Source organism: Candidatus Zixiibacteriota bacterium, from assembly GCA_040752815.1.
Taxonomy (GTDB): domain Bacteria; phylum Zixibacteria; class MSB-5A5; order GN15; family FEB-12; genus JAGGTI01.
Genome location: JBFMGC010000056.1, coordinates 1 through 17,346, shown reverse-complemented (window position 1 = coordinate 17,346; position 17,346 = coordinate 1). Strand labels below are relative to the sequence as shown.

Sequence of the window (17,346 nt, the reverse complement as noted above, 5' to 3'; positions counted from 1 at the left end):
CCATGCGTCACAAACACCATGCGCGGCGGTGTTTTCACCGGCTCCAGCCAGTGCAAGATTTCATAGAAATCTGCGTGGCCGGATAAACCGTGGAAATGAACCACCCCGGCGTGTACTTTGTCAGGGTGGTTATGGATGCTGATCTCGGCAGCGCCCTCGGCCAGTTGCCGTCCCCTGGTGCCGGCCGCCATGAATCCGACCAGGGCGACCGTGGCCGTCGGATCCGGCAGCCGCTGCATCAGGTGGTGCATGATGCGCCCGCCGGTCAGCATCCCACTCGACGAGATAATCACCGCGGGCCCTTTGAGCTTGTTGAGCATCTTCGACGATTCCCGTTTCCGGTGAAGGTGGACATTCCGGCTGCTGAGCAGGCACTCTTTGCCGCCCAGCTTACTGAGGTCGACTCCCTGCTGACCCTTGTACTTGATGTAAACATCAGTCGCCACTACTGCCATGGGCGAATCTATATGAATATCTATCGGCGGCACCAGTCCATAAGATGTGAGCTCGTTTATCAAATATACGACCTGCTGGGCCCGTCCTACAGCGAATGCCGGCACCAGCAGAACGCTCTTGCGCTTTACCACGTCGTTTATGAGCTCGATGAGCATCGCTCTCGGATCCTCCGGCGGGTGAAGGCGCGCGCCGTAGGTCGATTCGCACACCAGGTAATCGAACTCAGGAGGCTCGGCCGGATCGACCGTAAGCGGGTTGCCGTAGCGACCGATGTCACCCGAAAACAGGATCGACGACTTACGATCGTTTTCCGAGTATTCGATTTCCACCCCAGCCGCCCCGAGGATATGCCCGGCCGGGTGAAACCGGAAACGCAGTTGCTTACTGAGCGGGTGCCACTGGCCGAATGGCGCCGGTTTGAACAGCTTGATAGCCGCCCGTGCGTCGTCGGTCGTGAACAACGGCAGCGCTTTCTCGTGCCGGGTAAGTCTCTTCTTGTTGCGCCAGGCGGCGTCTTCTTCCTGTATCTCGGCGCTGTCCAGAAGCGATATCTCGGCCAGATCGGCGGTGGGCGGTGTCGCGAACACAGTTTTGCCAAGCCCCTGGCGCACAAGGCGCGGAAGGAAGCCAATATGATCGATATGGGCGTGAGTCAGGATGACGGCGTCGAGGGATCGGGGATCGAACGCGGGCGGCTCCCAGTTTCTGACTCTCAGATCGCGCGGACCCTGGAACACGCCGCAATCTATCAGGACAGAGTGTCCACCCAACTCAAGCAAGTATTTAGAACCAGTGACGGTCTCGGCCGCACCGTGGAAGGTCAGTGTCGCCAATGGGTCGCGCTCCGGGATCTGTCGTTGGTCTTCAATGATGGTGATACCCGAGCTGTGCCCGAGAGCCGACTACCGCTTGCCAACGGGAGCCCCTTCGAAGGCCTGTTCGATCGGCACCTCGGTACCAAACCCGAGCGATACACCGATGGACATAGCAGTCCGCACCCAGGGATGATCCGCACTCACCCGGCGGATTTTGCCGGCGACTTCTGTGATTGGCACCGTGCCGGTCCGGCCGTCTCTCAAAACTACCATTTTGCCGGTGTTCCCCTCGGCCACCTGGTGCATGGCCTCGACACCAAAGCGAGTTGCCAGAACACGATCAAACGCGGTCGGCGAGCCGCCTCTCAGGAGATGCCCCAGCACGGTTACTCGTGCCTCGATATTGAGAAGTCCCTCGAGCTGCGATGCCAACTGGTATGAGATACCGCCGAGTCGCACCGGATCGGGCGAGTTGGCTACACGACGTTTGACCACCATGCTGCCGCCGATCGGCTTGGCGCCCTCGCCTATCACCACAATAGAAAAGCGCTTTCCACGCGAGTTTCGCTCTTTGATTCGGTCGCAGACAGCCTCGATATCGTATGGCACCTCTGGGATGAGGATTATGTCGCCTCCACCCGCAAGGCCCGCACCGAGTGCAATCCAGCCGGCGTACCGACCCATGACTTCCACAATCATTATGCGGTGGTGCGACTGGGCAGTCGTGTGAATTCGATCAATGGCCTCAGTGGCCACCGACATCGCCGAGTCGAAGCCAAAGGTAACATCGGTCCCCCAGAGATCATTATCAATGGTCTTCGGCACACCCACGATGGGCATCCCTTTGTCAATCATACCAGCCGATGCCGCCATGGTGCCGTCGCCGCCGATCGCGATCAAAGCATCGAGCCCCAGTGCTTCGAAATTGCGGACCGCCTGGGAAGAACGATCCAGATACACATAGTCTTCGTCCTGCAGCACGGGGAAGCGGAACGGATCGGCGCGATTGGACGTCCCCAGAATCGTGCCGCCGAGAGCCATGATTCCGGACACGTCTTTGGGCCCGAGGTTGATAAAGCGATTCTCGATAATTCCCTCGTAACCGTCGAGAAAACCAACAACTTCCCAATCGTAATCACGCTCGGCGGTTTTGACAACCGCGCTGATAACCGCGTTGAGGCCGGGGCAATCGCCCCCGCCGGTGAGAATGCCGACACGCTTGGATTGTTTCATAAGACCGTAATCCTAATCTTTCCCGGTAACGGTATGATCGGCTCAACCTTACGCCGGATCAACCGATTTTGTAACATAAAAAGCGGGACCGGCTGCTTCTCCGCGTGGCTGAAGTACGCTAACTTGGCAAACCTACTGGGCCTCGCGCGGTCTGGCGACCTTGCCCGACCGCCGTGATTATGTGGAATTTGTTGTTGCCCAGACCCCGAACTAACGATAATAACATTAGGTTTAACCTACCGGATCGCGAAGCATTGGACGGTACCAACTTATGCGCGTAAAACAACTTCTGGTTCTCCCCAAACTGCCGGCCCGCCTGGCCCGGCTCGAGGAACTGGCCAATAACCTCTGGTATTCCTGGAGCTGGGATGTCGTCCGCCTGTTCATCCGTCTCGACGCCGACATGTGGGAGAAGTGCTACCAAAACCCGGTGGTCATGCTGTCCAAGCTCCCGCAGCAGCGACTTGAAGAAGCTGCGTCCGACGAGGCTTTCATTGCCAGTCTGGATCGGGTTTACAACCAATATCAGGAGTATCTTAAGCGGGAGCGCTGGTTCCATTTCAAGCATGGCACGCTCGAGGGAGAACACATTGTCTACTTTTCGCTCGAATACGGGCTCGACACCGGCCTTCCGGTTTATTCCGGCGGTCTGGGTGTACTTTCCGGCGATACCCTGAAGTCGGCATCCGATCTCGGCTTGCCGATGGTCGCTGTCGGGTTGTTGTACCGCTACGGGTATTTTCGCCAGATTCTTTCCGCCGATGGCTGGCAGCAGGAGCGCTACGAGGAAAACGACTGGTACCACATGCCGGTCCAGCTCGTGAAGGACCAGGACGGCCAGCCCGTGAGGGTCTCGTTGGTGCTCGATAACGTGCCGGTGCAGATCCAGATCTGGAAAGTCAGGGTGGGCCTGATACCTCTTTACCTGCTCGACACAAATATTCCCGAAAACTCGTCCAAAGCGCGTGAGATAACCTCGGTGCTGTACGGCGGCGACAAGGATATGAGAATCCGCCAGGAGATCGTGCTGGGTGTCGGCGGCATACTGGCGCTCCGGGCACTCGGTGTCAGCGCCGCCATGGTGCACTGCAACGAAGGCCACTCCTGGTTTCTCACATTGGAGAGACTTCGCCACCTGATTAAGGATCACGGCCTGACGCTGGCTGAGGCAATACAGTTTGTCTGGTCGACCACGGTATTCACCACGCACACGCCGGTGCCGGCCGGCAACGAGAAGTTCGATCCGGTGTTGATCCGTCGGTATCTGGGTGAAACCGTGGCGCAACTCGGCATGGAATGGAACCAATTTCTGGCTATTGGCCGGGTGAATCCGAGCGACGACGCCGAGCACTTCGGCATGACAGTAGCTGCGCTCAAGTCATCAGCGTTTTGTAACGGTGTCTCGGAACTGCACGGCCGGGTCTCACGCGAGATGTGGCACAACATCTGGCCCAACCTCCCCAGCCAGGAGGTACCGATTCGGGCGATCACCAACGGCGTGCATCCGGCATCGTGGATTTCCCACGACGTAAAGGACTTGTACGAATCTTATTTCGGACCGAAGTTTATTGAGCAGCCCGGCGCCCCGGAAGTCTGGCAGAAGGTTCACAACATCCCGGACGTTGAGCTATGGCGAGTGCACAACCGGCGTCGCGAACGCCTCGTCTATTTTGCCCGCAAGCGCTTAAAAATGCAGCTGCAGAGGCGCGGAGCCAGCTACGCTGAGATTCAAAGAGCGGACCAGTATCTGGACCCGCAAATTCTGACGATCGGCTTCGCGCGTCGATTTTCCACCTACAAGCGCGGCGACCTGATCTTCTCCGATCCTGACCGGTTAGACAAGATAATCAACGACGAGGACCGCCCGGTGCAGATAATAATCTCCGGCAAGGCCCATCCCCTGGACACACCCGGCAAGGAGATCATCAAGCACATCATCGCGTACTCTTCGGAGCCTCGGTTCCGCAACCGAATCATCTTCCTCGAGGATTACGATATCAATGTCGCGCGCTATCTGGTGCAGGGATCCGACGTATGGTTGAACAACCCGCGACGGCCCCAGGAGGCGTCCGGAACCTCCGGCATGAAAGCCGCCCTCAACGGTGTGCTGAACCTTTCGGTGCTTGACGGTTGGTGGGTGGAGGGGTACGACGACGAGAGCGGGTTCAAGATCGGCAACGGTGAAGAATATGACAACGTGAAGAGCCAGGATCAACTCGAAGCCGAAGCTCTGTACAACGCGCTCGAACGGGAGATCGTGCCGCTCTTCTACGACCGGAGCGGTATTGACATCCCGGAGGAATGGCTGGCCAAAATGAAAGCCGCCATTCACAAAACCGGCGAACACTTTTCGGCGCACCGGATGCTGATGGACTACACGAACCAGTTCTATGCACCGGCTATCGAGTCGTCGCGGAAACTCCGAGAGAACAGCTTCGTGTTGACCAGGGAAGTTACCGCCTGGGTCGACCGGATCACCCGAAGTTGGGACCGGATAAATATCCGCGACATTGACTTCCCCAACGCCGGCGGCACGGTACAGGTGGGCGAACGGGTCGAGGTCAGCATGAAAGTCGATCTGGGTGAGATCACCCCCGACGATGTCACCGTGCAGGTGGTCGCCGGCCAGATCAACTCCCAAGAACAGTTTCTCGACTTTGCACCATCGGCGGCCGCGCTCAACGGCTCGCACGAAGGCGATCGAGGGATCTACGTCTATCGCGGTGAGGTGATTTGCTACGAATCGGGCCGCCTTGGCATTACGGCGCGCGTAGTACCCCGCAACGACAATCTGCTCCATACCTGCCGCCCCAAGCTGATAAGCTGGTGGTGACGAACAGTAATGTAGTGCTCCGCATCCTGCGATACGGCTGCCAATCCCGCCCGAAGGTGGGTGGGCCACCGAAAACTCCTTCGTCGACCAGCGCCGGAATCTCAGCAAAATTAGTTGATTCGTAACTCCGCCATCGTATCATCGGCCTCATGGTCAGTCCCTGCGTGCGCGCGACGAAGATTATCGTCCTTGCCCTGTTCCTGTGCAGTTGCGCCACCCTCCAGCCCCGAAAACAAGCTCCTGCTTTTGATCAAATCACGCTGAACATCCGTGCCGTGGCCCACGAGGGCGACCCGAGTGAGAACCAGTGGCTGCGAGTGTGCGCCGTACTCAATCGGTACGGCAGCGTCGACTGCGCCAATTACGAGCGCACCAATTGCCAACAGGTGGGTTCGGTACGAGTTTGCGATTTCGACAACATCGTCCTGAAGTTCTCCCCGCCCCTTTCACTGGACCGTCTCCTCCGACTCCACCGTGACCTGCAGGGCCTCGAACGTGAGGGCATCTCGCTCGGTCTGGCCAACGCCACGTTTGCCGGCACCTATCTAAGTCTCGCCACCAGAGGAACGCTGTCGATCAGAGTTCGGATAGCCGTCACGCCCGGCGCGACTCTTTTCTTGGAGCGACGGTTCCCCGGAGTCTGTGAGAAGGTAGAGACGCCTGACAACGTCTTCTTCGATGAAATCAGTCTGCGTCCCGGCCAGGAGTGGATCTACTACCGGACCGAATTGAAGACCAGCGGTCAGCCGGTCCGCCGCTACTTCCGCTTGAACGTCAGCTCCAAATTGGAGCAGGAACTCTCCCCGGTCGAATTCAACAGTCAGATCGGCAAGTCGTAGCCGGCCGACGGCCCAGGCGGGGAATGGCCCAGTTGCCCCTTAAGATCGACGGCAAACCAGCCGATGATTCCATTTGGGGTCAAGGATGGATTCAGTTTCAACTCGAGACCTGGTCAACGGAGGATACCTGCCGGTTTACCGAGATGCTCTTCGGCCCGGCACGGCGCCGGAGTTCGACTTGTATATCGAGTGCGCCAGCGGGATCGTGCTTTATAACTCCGCCTGCACTCCGTTTTCGGGGGAATCACACCAGGCGTTGCTCGACGGCGGCATCACCCGGCTGTACGTGGCCGGACGGGACCGCCGCGCGTATCACACCTATCTCGAAAAGCATCTCAGTGAAATAGCCACCGATCAATCGCTAACAGAAAGTGTTCGGGCTGGAATAGTCTATGACTGCGCCAAACTGCTTATGGAAGATCTGTTTGCCCGACCGACCATGGGCGAGAACATCCGGCGGAGCCAGGAGCTGGTGGCATCCACAGTAGGCTTCGTTCTGACCGGGCGGGCGGCATTCGAGAGCCTTCTGCGTGTGATGTCATTTGATTACTCCACTTACACCCATTCGGTGAATGTCTGTGCCCTATCGATCGCCCTGGCGCAGTATGTCGGGATCCGCAATCCAAAAGACCTGAAAGTTCTCGGCACCGGCACCCTGCTGCACGACATCGGCAAAACCAGGATCGATGACGCCATCCTGAACAAGAAGGGGCAGTTGTCGGAGGCCGAGTTCGAGCAGGTACGACAGCATCCCTGCTGGGGACACGAGATCCTCAGCTCAACAGATATGATTGAGAAAGATTCCTACCTGCCGGTGATCCAACATCACGAGCGCGAAAACGGAACCGGGTATCCGCTCGCCATCGACGGTTCCGGGATTCACATCTACGGAAAGATCACGGCGATCGCCGACGTGTTCGACGCCATGACTACGCAGCGGTCATACCGCTCGGCTATCGACGCCTACCCCGCACTCAGGAGTATGTTCGCCGACCAGGGGGCGTTCGACCGCAACCTGCTCGAGCAGTTCGCCCGGATGCTGGTCCCAAAGAAACCTTAATCCTCCCCAGTCGTGAAACGTGCTGGCAGGCGACCCTGCCCGATAGACTTACACATATGGTGGTGGGGGAAGGATTCGAACCTTCGAAGGCTTCGCCGACAGATTTACAGTCTGTTCCCTTTGGCCACTCGGGAACCCCACCACGACGCGGCAAAAGGCGATCAGCCGCGGTCCCCTGTTTTCGGGGAGCGGCAATATACCAACCGAGTAGGTAAAATCAATCCAAAAATCAAATGCCTGCGCCGGGTATCGCCGCGACCTCCGAAAAGCGCGCAGCTAACCCAGCTACTCTGGCCCAAACAATCCTTGTGAGTGTCAACGAACACCGGTACCTTACGCTCTCATGGGCCAAAAGTTCAGGCTTCAGGCGTCCGGAGAAATCGCCGACGCGCATCCGCCCAATCGCCACGTCAAAGTGCTTTCTCTGATTCTCATCGTCTTCTTCGGGCTTTTCCTGTTTTTTTCGTCGTTTTCCATCGCCCTGGCCCAGACAGCGTTGGGGATTGCGGTCCTGGTTTTCGGGGCGATACTTATAACCGAACGCGGCGCTCTTGCCGGAGCAAACTTACGGCCACTTTTTGCTGCCTGGGGGCTATATCTGTTCTGGCTCGTGCTGGTATCGCTGGTCAACGAGAATCCCCTGCGCTCGTTAAACAACATCCGCGAGGAATGGCTGCTGGTGATCGTACCGATCGGCGTGTATCTAAACCGGAACCAGGTCTACCGTCGACGATTGCTGCTCCTTCTCGCCCTGGCGCTCCTGATGATTTCTGCGTACGGGATCGTCCAGCACTTCACCGGTTTTCACTTTAGGGCTGCTCAGCCGATTCATCGCGCCGGTGACAACTGGCGGTTATCCGGCAACTTCTCGCACCCGCTTACCTACGGCTTTTTCGTAGTCACGCTGAGCACCTTCTTCCTGACTTTGATAGCCGCCTGGTTTCGCCGGATGAACGCAGGCCAAAGAAGAAACTGGTATGGCCGTATTCTGATAGCAGCGACACTGGCCGGGCTGGCGGCCTCGGCGTTGTGCAACAGCCGTGGGCCGATGCTTGCCCTTGGTGTCGGTTTGATCGCAGTCGGGTGGCTGATGGGGCAGTTACGCTGGACGCTGATCGGGCTGGCGGCTGTCTGCCTCATGGCGCTGATTTTATCTCCCGGGCTGGCCGGTGTTTTTACACAGCGCATAACCAACGATTGGCGCGTCGATAACCCAGCCGGGCGTCTGTTTATCTGGGAGCACTCGCTGGCCATCGCTGAGGAGAATCCAATCTTCGGCAGCGGCCCTGGGAATTTTGGCGAATCATACCTCGAAAGTCTCGCGCCGGAGCTTCGGGACTCGAAAGGTATGGGGCACGCCCATAACGACTTCTTACACGTCGCCGCCATAGCAGGCATTCCGGCGGTGATCTTTTATCTGGCAATCTGGATAGTTGCCCTGCGGAGGTTCTGGCAGGTCGGGCGGCTACCAGACGGTTTGCCTTTTGGCCGCGCGCTCAGCCTCGCCGGATTGGCCGCATCTGTCGTATTCCTGGCGGGATCGATGACCGAAGCGGCTTTCGCCGACGAGGAACTCCGCCAGATTCTGTTGGTTCTCTGGTCGTTCGCCTGGAACCCGCAGGAATCGACCGCTTGACCTCGCGCGAGGCAGACTGAGAGAACATCTCCCGCACTCCCTTCTAATCGGTGCATGGTAACGCCTGTACCCAACTTGATCGTGGACCAGGCCGCACCAGCGCGACCCGCTCCGTGCGTGGTAGACATCCCCGTCCACTGCGGCCTCGCCTGCTGAGTATCAATGGGTCCACCCCCGCTCCCTGACGCACCGGGAGGCACGCAAGGCACCTCTAAACGGAGGGTGTTGCGTGTGCTGTCGGGCGACCCTGTCCGGCAATCTCGGTACCGCCCGCCTCCCTCCGAGTCGGCCACGATCACGGGCACGATCCGGGGCTTGGCACCAGCGTTGCTTCAAAGTTCGGTAATTGGCAGCTTCTTAAAGAAAAGCATCGGTTTACGTTGATCAGTAGGCACAGTTTTGACATGTGTTTGCATAACTGTATACATAGTGTTGCATAAAACCAGATATAACTAATCACCTTTTTAGGAGGCCAAACGTGCTCAAAGCAAGCAAACTGTTAGTCCTGCCAATAGTCGCCGCGATCATGATCGCAGGCTGTTCGCAGGACCCGGATCAGACCAATCTGATCGGCCCCGACCTCTCGGCCGCTTACGTGCCGGCGGCGGGTGACGCAGTGACGTCCGCGACGCTGTATGTCTACGTATGGCAGTCGAGCGGTCACAACGTGACCACTCACCAGGTAACCGCCGATTGGGCGGAAGCCGCCGTGACGTGGAACAACTTCGGCGGCGCCTTCAACGGAGCGGCGGAAGGTTCATTCCTGGCCGATTCTCCGGGCTGGAGGACGGTCAACCTGACGGCCCTGGTGACCGCCTGGTCGGACGGAAGCTACTCCAACTTCGGCGTCCTGCTCAAGCAGGGATTCCAGGAAGTTCCCCGCACCTGGATTTACAGCCGTGAGAACGCGACCAACCAGCCGTACCTGGAGGTGTGCTACTCGACCGCGGGCGGCCCGGTCTGTGTCCAGTATCCGTGCACCGGCGACGCGTCGATTGCTGAAAACCTCCCCAACGACAACTTCGGCCTGATCAACACCATGTTTGTCGGCTGGCCGGCGATCGGTGAGCTCGAGAAGCAGGCCCTGCTGCGCTTCGATGTCCCGCCGGTACCGGAAGTGGCCTCGCTGGGTGACTTCGTATGGTACGATGACAACGAGAACGGGATTCAGGATGCCGGCGAAGTTGGTATTCCCGGCGTGACGGTCCACCTGATGGACTGCGCCGGTAACATTCTGGCCACCGCCGTTACCAATGCCAGCGGTTACTACTTGTTCAGCAACCTGATGCCGGGCAACTACAACGTTCACTTTGTCGCTCCGCTCGGTTTCGTGTTCAGCCCGCAGGATCAGGGCGGCGATGACGCACTGGACAGCGATGTTAACCCTGCCAACGGGATGACCATTTGCACGACGCTCGAGGGCGGCGAGAACGACCTGACCTGGGATGCCGGTCTCTATATGCCCCCGCCTCCGGAGGGTTGCTCGCTGACAATCGGCTATTGGAAGAACCATGCCGGGTTCGGTCCACAGCCCGATTACCTCTCGCAGTTCCTCCCGATCTGGCTCGGTACTGCCGGCGGCGCCCGGAGCATCTACGTGAATACCGTTCAGATTGCTTATGACATCCTGACTATGCAGGTGTACGGTACTCCGACTAACGGTATCACCAAGCTGTACGCTCAGTTGCTGGCGGCCAAGTTGAATATTGCCAACGGCGCCGACGGCAGCGCTATCGCCGGCACGATTGCGGCGGCTGATGCCTTCCTGGCCAATCGTTACTACTTGAACTGGAACTCGCTGTCCAAGACGCAGAAGAAGAATGTTCTGGCCTGGTTGACAATGCTCGATAACTACAACAACGGTATTATCGGCCCCGGTCACTGCGACATCATCGGCGACGGTAACGACGAATAAGTCAGATCACTGACACACAACAAACCCGCAGGAGTTATCTCCTGCGGGTTTTCTTTTGTCAGGAAAAGTCGAAGTCCTGAGGCGAGACGGACTTCCAGTGATGGAGTGACGTCGCGAAGTCGTATTCGAAGGAAAACCCGAGATCAATCAGCGTCTGTGGCACGATGTGGGTCGGTGTTGCCGCTTTTCTCACGCGGACGGGGTGGATCGGACTCTTGCCGCCGACCAGGCGTTGAATTCCGCTCGAAATGGGCAGCAATATGGCGAGGGGTAATGGCAGCACCAGCGCGTCGCGGCCGAGAAAGGTCTTGATCTGAGATACGATCTCATAAAGGGGTTGGGTCGGTGTTTCGACATAGTTATAAACCAGGGTGGGGCGATCCAGATCGAGTACAAAGTCTACGCTGTCGAGCAATCCGTAGATGTATGCGTAGGATTTGTAAATGCGGGGGCTGCCGGGAAAGGCGAAGTAGCCTTTGCGGATCGCGCGGATCATCCGCATGATGTTGCCCGGATCGCCCGGACCGTAGACAACACCGGGCCGGCAGATCACCAACCGCCGCCCCGCGCCGGCGTGCTGCCATCCCTCGTGGATGCACTCAGCCGGATACTTGGAGCCGCCGTACGGGGTGATCGGCCTGATGGGTGACTGCTCGGTGGTGGGCTTATCGACCGGGCCGTAAACCGATATGGAACTCGTGAAGTAGATATTGTGACAGCCGATCGCCTCGGCGTAGGCACACACGTTGCGCGCCCCTGCCAGATTCGTCTCGTAGTACTCGTAAGGTTCGTGGCCCGGTTCCCGGTGAATAGCCGCCAGGTTGAATATCCAATCAGGCGGCTCGACTACGAGATCGCGAGATATGGGGTGACGCACGTCGGTCAGCGAGTATGATATTCCGGGCGCTCCGTCAAGAGAGCAGGGAGCTATATCGGCGAGATGGACGTGCTGAAACCGCCCGGTGCGAAGAAAATGCCGGGCCATGTGCGTGCCGATGAACCCTGATCCACCGAATATGACGCACCGTCTCACGTATGCCTCTCCTCCGCCGGTTGTGTCTGTTTCCAGTACGACTTGTTGGCACTGAGATATCGCTTGAACCATGAGGGCAGCCACTGCTCGCCGGCTCCAAGGCGGTACCCGATAAGTTTCATCGCGGCGCGCAAGATCGCCGACGGTATTGCCCAGGGCCTCACTTTCCGCAGGTAGCTCATTTGCGAGCAGATGAACCTGATGCCCTCGCCGCCGGCTCCGCCGAACTCCCGCCGTATCCAGGGCGCGCGAGCATGAAAGACGCCAATGTCGAAGTAGCGACGGAATTCCTGCCTGATTGTAAACGGGTGGGAGTGGTAGACCGCCGCGCCTGCCTCGTAGACAACTTTCCATCCGGCGAGAATCATTCGGGAAGCCGCAAATGTATCCTCATTCTGAATAGTGTCGAGAGGAAAGCCGCCGACCTCGAGCAGCGCCCGGCGACGCCACGCCGCAAAGGAGTTCGATATGAATGACGTTTTCAAACCGAGACGCGCGATATCAGCGCGAGTTCTCACGGAGGTCTGGTCAGGGTAGTTGAATAAGCGAGCATGGGCTTCAATCGGGTCGGCGTACTGCCGAGGTAACTGCCGTCCGTAAGCTGCTCCAACCTGGGGGTCATCGAACCACTGAATCAGCCGCGCGAGGGATTCGGGTGTGGCCAGGATTGCATCCTGGGTAAGGAAGATCAGCAGTTCGGAATCTGCCAACCGTTCGACACACTCCTGGCGGGTGCCACCGTGGGAGAAGGACTGCCTGTCGATGACATGAATGTCAAAACCGAAGTCCTTCGCGATTTGGACTGTGCTGTCGGACGAAGACGAATCCACGAGCAACAGCTTGTCCGGCAGGAAGGTTTGAGATTTGAGGGCGGCAAGCCACGCAGGAAGGTCGCACTCGGCATTCAGGGTCGGCAGAATCAGCGCGGTGCGAAGTGCAACAATCGGCAATGAGTGTGGCCTGTGAGACACGAGTGCTGACAATCCTATAAATTCACAGACCGATCGATTCCGTTCGATCGGCAAGCTGTCCGAAAAGAAAAAGGGGGAGGGGTTATTTGTCCACCGAAATCGGCTGACGACGAAAGCGCTCATGCACCCGCGCATAGACCCGTCGGCTGCGAGGGAAACTCGATTCCAGGAGATTGCGGAGCTCACGCTGGGTATCCTGACTCGAACCACGACTGATCTGCCTGGCTATTTCGAGGCCAAAAATCGCGAGGACCACGAGAACGAAGGCGATCGTCGACACCGCCAGTACAGTCAGCGTGCGATGCGGGCCCGATTTCAGCGTAGGAAGCGATGCCGTGTCCAGTATTCTGACCACCGGCACATCCTTCTGGGCATCGAGCTTGGCGATTTCGTACTCCTGGAGGAGGTAGGCGTAGGTGGTGGCTTTGGCCTCGGCATCGCGCTTGAGCCTGGCCAGTTCCTTGAGCAGGGGCGGACTACTGGTAGCAGCCCAGTTTCGATTGCGGCTCTGGTAGGCCTCCAACGAGTCCTCGGCCGCGCGAAGTTCAACTTGACGTGTTTCGAGTTCGCGGCTGAGGTAGCGGACCCGCTCGCGGGCCTCGGAGCGACGGCTATAGAGATTGAAGTTCTCCAGTTGGGTCAGGTATTCCGTCACGAGCGCCTGCGAAAGCGCGGCATATTTGGTTTCCACACGCAAGGTGATTTCGCCGGTCCGCGAGTCAGTGTCTATCGACGTGATCTTCGCGAGCATCCGGCGCTGACGATCGGGATCGGTCTCGTCAAAGTACTCCGGCAGGGAGACAGTAATCACACCACTGTAGTCGGAAAACAAGTATGACTTTCCAAGGAGTGAATCACTAACCAGTTTGGAACGGAGAATGACCGGGAAGAGAGTGGACGAGTTAGCGTCTTCGCCGCCGTCCATACCGGCCAATCCGGCCATAGCTTTGAGGGCGGAGAAGCCGCTCGACCCGCCCGAGGGCAGTATCACGGCGGTCGACGTGTACTGATTGGGAGTAAGAAGCATGACCACCGCGGTCAGGACACTGACCAAACCGACCACTCCCACAATCCAACGCCGCCGCCGTAAAAGCAGCGTCGCCAGAGCCGGGAGGTCTACCTCATATCGGTACTGGGTGGCGTCGGAGACACTGTCCTGGGTCTGCGGCGACGATGCCTGAGCCGAGTTTCTGATCGTGAACTTTCCTGTCATAGATAGCCCGAGTATTCTTTAGCTCAGGCAACAATCAAATGCCATGCCGTTCAGTATCGAGATTCGCCTACAAGTAAGTGCGTGCGATTCAATTAGATATACAGTTCTTTTGAAGTGTTTTCGATAGCGGGTTTGGGCAGAGATAGCTCCGCCGGAACGAAGTTCCGGCGCCCTGGGAAACCACTTCCCAGCGGACCTTACGTGCAGCTACAAGAGGTTACTTCTGACGACCGTTCATCGGGTCCCAAGTGTGGCTATCAAGATTGGCTTTCGTCAGCTCCGGGTGCGCGCGAACATAAGCGAGGATATCCGGATACGCACGGTAGACCCGGCCCAGGTCCATCTCGTGGTATATGCGACGAACAAGAGCGAGATCGCTCTCGGTATCGACTGTCCACCGCAGATCGGAGTTGTCCTGGGTGTCTTTGACCGAGCGGATGGTGAACAGCCCGGTGCGGTCGCGCCTGATGAACGAGGTTACATGCTCGCGATCCTCGGCTGATGTGGCCATGCGATGGCATTTTTCGAGTGTGTCGCGGGCCATCGCTTCGACATCGAGTCCCCTCGGATAGGTGCGTTCGATCACATTGCAGGCATAGGCGTATGCCCCCCCACTAGCGACCAGCTCGTCGATGACCCGGTCGACGATCGCCGCGTCGATCAGTGGGCAGTCGGCGGTGATCCGCACGATCATGTCCGCGGCAAACTGAGCAGCGGCTTCGTAATAACGCGAGAGCACGTCGTACTCGCTTCCGCGATAATAGCCGAGCCGTTCGGCCTCGGCGAGCGCTACCAGGGGATCATCGGTGGCGTTGGTTGTTGTCGCCAGCACGATCTGATCCACCGAGCGGCAATGGCGCAGGCGGAAGATCTGTTGCACGAGCATGGGCCGCTCCTCAAGATCGGCCAGCACCTTGCCGGGGCGGCGGGTCGAGGTCATTCTCGCCTGTATGATTATTACGCGTTTCACGGTCATACCCTGAACCTACGGGCTCAGACAGCTCCGCAGGACACGATACACTTTCTCCGCCGATTTGTCCCAACTGAATCTCCGGACGTTCTCCTGCCCTGCCTGGATCAATCGTTCTCGAATGGCGCTGTCCCTTTCGACTTCGAGCATAGCTCGCGTAATGCTTGCGGTGTCGGTCGGGTTGACAAACAATGCCGCCTCGTCGCACACCTCCGGCAGCGAACCGGCGCGCGAGGCGATAACCGGACAATCGCAGGCCATGGCCTCGAGAGCCGGCAGGCCGAATCCTTCGTAAAGCGTGGTCAACATCAACGCGATCGCGTGGCGAAAGAGCCATACTAATTCCGAAACCGAGGCATACTCAACGAAGATCACGTCGCCGATCAATCCCGCGTGTTTCTGCTCCAGATGTCGCTGCAGCCTATCAGTATACTCGTCCCTCCCGCCAACGAATACCAACCGGGCAGAACCGGTCTTTCGATATTCAGCGAATGCGTCGATTAGTCTGAGGCAGTTCTTGTAGGGAAATGTCGCACCGAGGAACAGGAAAAACCTCTGGTCGCGCAGGGACAAGACTTCAGATAACGTTTTGGACGACAGATCTTCCCGTACGGCCGCATGCACAACATCAATCGCGGGACAGCGGGTATAGAACCGCCGCAGGTCAGCCCCGGTACATTCGGAGTCGACTATCACCCGGGAGGTGTTGGCGAGAATCCGCGGCACGTACCATCGGAAATAGTAGTACTGCCGCCGGTAGTTGTGCGGGAAGATTCGCGCGAACAGGTCGTGAACGGTGATCACCTGTATGATGCCGCCACGCACCACGCCGTGGTGGGTCGGTGAATAGAACACCACGCAGCCTGCGCGTTTTCTTTCGGCCATCACTAATCGATCGAGGTGCCAGAGACGACGAAACGGACTGACGGTCGGGATCTCGTGTACCCCTGTTTTGGGGTGATCCAGGGCCGGACCGAGAGACTCTCGCAGGGAATCCGGCGTTCCCGCGATTACGATTTCACTGAAGTTCGTGTCTTCGGCAGCCCACCGAAGCAGCGGCGGCAGCAGGTTGGCGGTATATATCCCCAGGCCGGTCTGTCTCGGCTGGTTCAGGATAGTGGCATTTATGACCAGGCGCGCGGACATAGACTCAGCCCGGCTTGCCCGCGACATGTCCAGCCGGTTCGCGGCTCCCTGCGGACGCAATCGACGAAACGTGCCGCAGAACACCGAGTTCCAGTATCAGCAGGAAAAGCAGTTTGAACGCATTCCCCGGCGCAATCAGCTGGAAAAAATCCCCGGTCCCGAGCACGCCCTCGATCAGGCGGAGCGTGACGTTGAGCGCAATCAGAGCTCGTATTAAATGGCGATATTTCAGAGTGTAATGCAGGTAGTAGAGCAGCAGTGCGAGCAGGCATCCGGCCATGAATTGCAGCGCGAGCGCAACGGGGTACTTGAACGTCAGAACCAGGATAGCCGGGTAGGCCATCGTGTAGCGATAACCGGTCTCAAAGACAGGAAAGGCCTTGTCGGCGCCGATGGCTTGAATCATCACGTATTTCATGCCGGCCGTCCCCTCCGGCACTTGGCCCAGCCTGACAATCGCCCCCCACTCCGCCTGCCAGTGATCTGAGTCGAAACGATCATGCGCGAACAGGTTGTGGTCTGACGCCCACCACAGGTGGCCTTGAAGTGCGAGCACGCGATCGAATAGGAGCTTGCCGGCATCTTTCACGCTGGGCATCAGTGTGTAGCTGGCGTAGGCGCCGGCCAGCAGTACAACGGCACCGGCGGCGGCAACGGCGATGTAGCGCGCCCGCCAGATCTTCATCGACGGATTCTCCGCCCATCGCCGGGCAAACACGGCCGTGTAGTAGGCCACGAGAAGCCTGATCAGCGCAGAAAACTTGTGGCCCGTCAGGACCAAATTAAGAAGCATGAGCACCAGTAGGAAGCCGTTGACCGAGAACCGGCCGCGTGGTCGCCGAAAGTAACCCAACGCCAAAGCAATGTACGCCCCATAGCTGAGCAGAAAATGCTGCACCGGACCGGCCTCGCGGAGGAAAATGATTCGCTGCATTCCTTGAAGGATGGGTATCCCGCCGACATAGTACGAAAAGACAACGTAGCCTATCAGAACCAATGCCAGAAAGTACGCGGTGACTTTAAGGCTGCCCAGGCGAAGGTCCTTTGCGACCAAAGTGTAGTCGCGACGCACCAGAGGTCGATTGGCCAGGAACGACCCGGTCAGGTAGAATCCAACATTGAAGACGATGAAGAACAACGCCAGGCGGCTGGTCGCAAATGTTGTTCCGGTGTAAGCGAACAGCTCCATGTTGTATATGCCCAGATCGTTGTAGAAACAGGAAACC

13 protein-coding genes and 1 tRNA gene are annotated in these 17,346 nt (G+C 58.3%); 5 read left to right on the top strand and 9 right to left on the bottom strand.

Going from position 1 to position 17,346, the window contains the following annotated elements; genetic code table 11:
• On the bottom strand, positions 1 to 1,289 hold a 1,289-nt coding region (locus AB1772_11550; GenBank protein MEW5796980.1), incomplete at its 3' end, for an MBL fold metallo-hydrolase.
• A 69-nt stretch (positions 1,290 to 1,358) separates the two neighbouring features.
• Positions 1,359 to 2,504 carry an ATP-dependent 6-phosphofructokinase gene (locus AB1772_11545; protein ID MEW5796979.1) on the bottom strand — a complete coding sequence of 382 codons (1,146 nt, stop codon included), beginning with the start codon at positions 2,502 to 2,504 and terminating at the stop codon, positions 1,359 to 1,361.
• A 271-nt stretch (positions 2,505 to 2,775) separates the two neighbouring features.
• On the opposite strand from AB1772_11545, the gene glgP reads away from it, so the two are divergent.
• The 3 genes from glgP (at position 2,776) to AB1772_11530 (ending at position 7,236) form a co-directional block, all read left to right on the top strand.
• Positions 2,776 to 5,337 (top strand): alpha-glucan family phosphorylase, encoded by a 2,562-nt coding sequence (glgP, locus tag AB1772_11540; protein MEW5796978.1) that lies wholly within the window; start codon positions 2,776 to 2,778, stop codon positions 5,335 to 5,337.
• A 164-nt stretch (positions 5,338 to 5,501) separates the two neighbouring features.
• A complete protein-coding gene (locus AB1772_11535; protein ID MEW5796977.1) occupies positions 5,502 to 6,176 on the top strand; it encodes a hypothetical protein in 675 nt (224 codons plus the stop codon).
• A gap of 85 nt (positions 6,177 to 6,261) precedes the next feature.
• Positions 6,262 to 7,236 carry an HD domain-containing phosphohydrolase gene (locus tag AB1772_11530; protein ID MEW5796976.1) on the top strand — a complete coding sequence of 325 codons (975 nt, stop codon included), beginning with the start codon at positions 6,262 to 6,264 and terminating at the stop codon, positions 7,234 to 7,236.
• A 57-nt stretch (positions 7,237 to 7,293) separates the two neighbouring features.
• Here the strand turns inward: AB1772_11530 and AB1772_11525 are convergent.
• A tRNA-Tyr gene (locus tag AB1772_11525) sits at positions 7,294 to 7,378 on the bottom strand.
• A 201-nt stretch (positions 7,379 to 7,579) separates the two neighbouring features.
• On the opposite strand from AB1772_11525, the gene AB1772_11520 reads away from it, so the two are divergent.
• A complete protein-coding gene (locus AB1772_11520) occupies positions 7,580 to 8,872 on the top strand; it encodes an O-antigen ligase family protein (protein MEW5796975.1) in 1,293 nt (430 codons plus the stop codon).
• 478 nt (positions 8,873 to 9,350) lie between these two features.
• The gene (locus AB1772_11515) at positions 9,351 to 10,787 is read left to right on the top strand and encodes an SdrD B-like domain-containing protein (GenBank protein MEW5796974.1); all 1,437 of its coding nucleotides are present in this window, start codon (positions 9,351 to 9,353) and stop codon (positions 10,785 to 10,787) included.
• A gap of 58 nt (positions 10,788 to 10,845) precedes the next feature.
• On the opposite strand, the gene AB1772_11510 is transcribed toward AB1772_11515, so the two are convergent.
• The 6 genes from AB1772_11510 to AB1772_11485 all read right to left on the bottom strand — a co-directional run.
• A complete protein-coding gene (locus tag AB1772_11510) occupies positions 10,846 to 11,820 on the bottom strand; it encodes an NAD(P)-dependent oxidoreductase (protein ID MEW5796973.1) in 975 nt (324 codons plus the stop codon).
• The gene (locus tag AB1772_11505; protein ID MEW5796972.1) at positions 11,817 to 12,770 is read right to left on the bottom strand and encodes a glycosyltransferase; all 954 of its coding nucleotides are present in this window, start codon (positions 12,768 to 12,770) and stop codon (positions 11,817 to 11,819) included. Before AB1772_11505 ends, AB1772_11510 begins: the two co-directional genes overlap by 4 nt.
• Before the next feature lie 103 nt (positions 12,771 to 12,873).
• Positions 12,874 to 14,004 (bottom strand): Wzz/FepE/Etk N-terminal domain-containing protein, encoded by a 1,131-nt coding sequence (locus tag AB1772_11500; protein MEW5796971.1) that lies wholly within the window; start codon positions 14,002 to 14,004, stop codon positions 12,874 to 12,876.
• A 217-nt stretch (positions 14,005 to 14,221) separates the two neighbouring features.
• Positions 14,222 to 14,980: a glycosyltransferase family protein gene (locus AB1772_11495; GenBank protein MEW5796970.1), complete on the bottom strand. Its 759-nt coding sequence runs from the start codon at positions 14,978 to 14,980 to the stop codon at positions 14,222 to 14,224.
• Positions 14,981 to 14,989: 9 nt separating this feature from the next.
• Positions 14,990 to 16,120, bottom strand: coding sequence for a glycosyltransferase family 1 protein (locus tag AB1772_11490; protein MEW5796969.1), 1,131 nt, complete (start codon positions 16,118 to 16,120; stop codon positions 14,990 to 14,992).
• 4 nt (positions 16,121 to 16,124) lie between these two features.
• The coding region (locus tag AB1772_11485) for a DUF6418 domain-containing protein (protein ID MEW5796968.1) at positions 16,125 to 17,346 on the bottom strand (1,222 nt) is incomplete at its 5' end.

Bases quoted from the DNA above. Each gene is read 5' to 3' on its own strand.
- AB1772_11520 (MEW5796975.1), top strand. From the start codon at position 7,580: ATGGGCCAAAAGTTCAGGCTTCAGGCGTCCGGAGAAATCGCCGACGCG.
- AB1772_11495 (MEW5796970.1), bottom strand. From the start codon at position 14,980: ATGACCGTGAAACGCGTAATAATCATACAGGCGAGAATGACCTCGACC.
- glgP (MEW5796978.1), top strand. From the start codon at position 2,776: ATGCGCGTAAAACAACTTCTGGTTCTCCCCAAACTGCCGGCCCGCCTG.
- AB1772_11530 (MEW5796976.1), top strand. From the start codon at position 6,262: ATGGATTCAGTTTCAACTCGAGACCTGGTCAACGGAGGATACCTGCCG.
- AB1772_11545 (MEW5796979.1), bottom strand. From the start codon at position 2,504: ATGAAACAATCCAAGCGTGTCGGCATTCTCACCGGCGGGGGCGATTGC.
- AB1772_11500 (MEW5796971.1), bottom strand. From the start codon at position 14,004: ATGACAGGAAAGTTCACGATCAGAAACTCGGCTCAGGCATCGTCGCCG.
- AB1772_11490 (MEW5796969.1), bottom strand. From the start codon at position 16,120: ATGTCCGCGCGCCTGGTCATAAATGCCACTATCCTGAACCAGCCGAGA.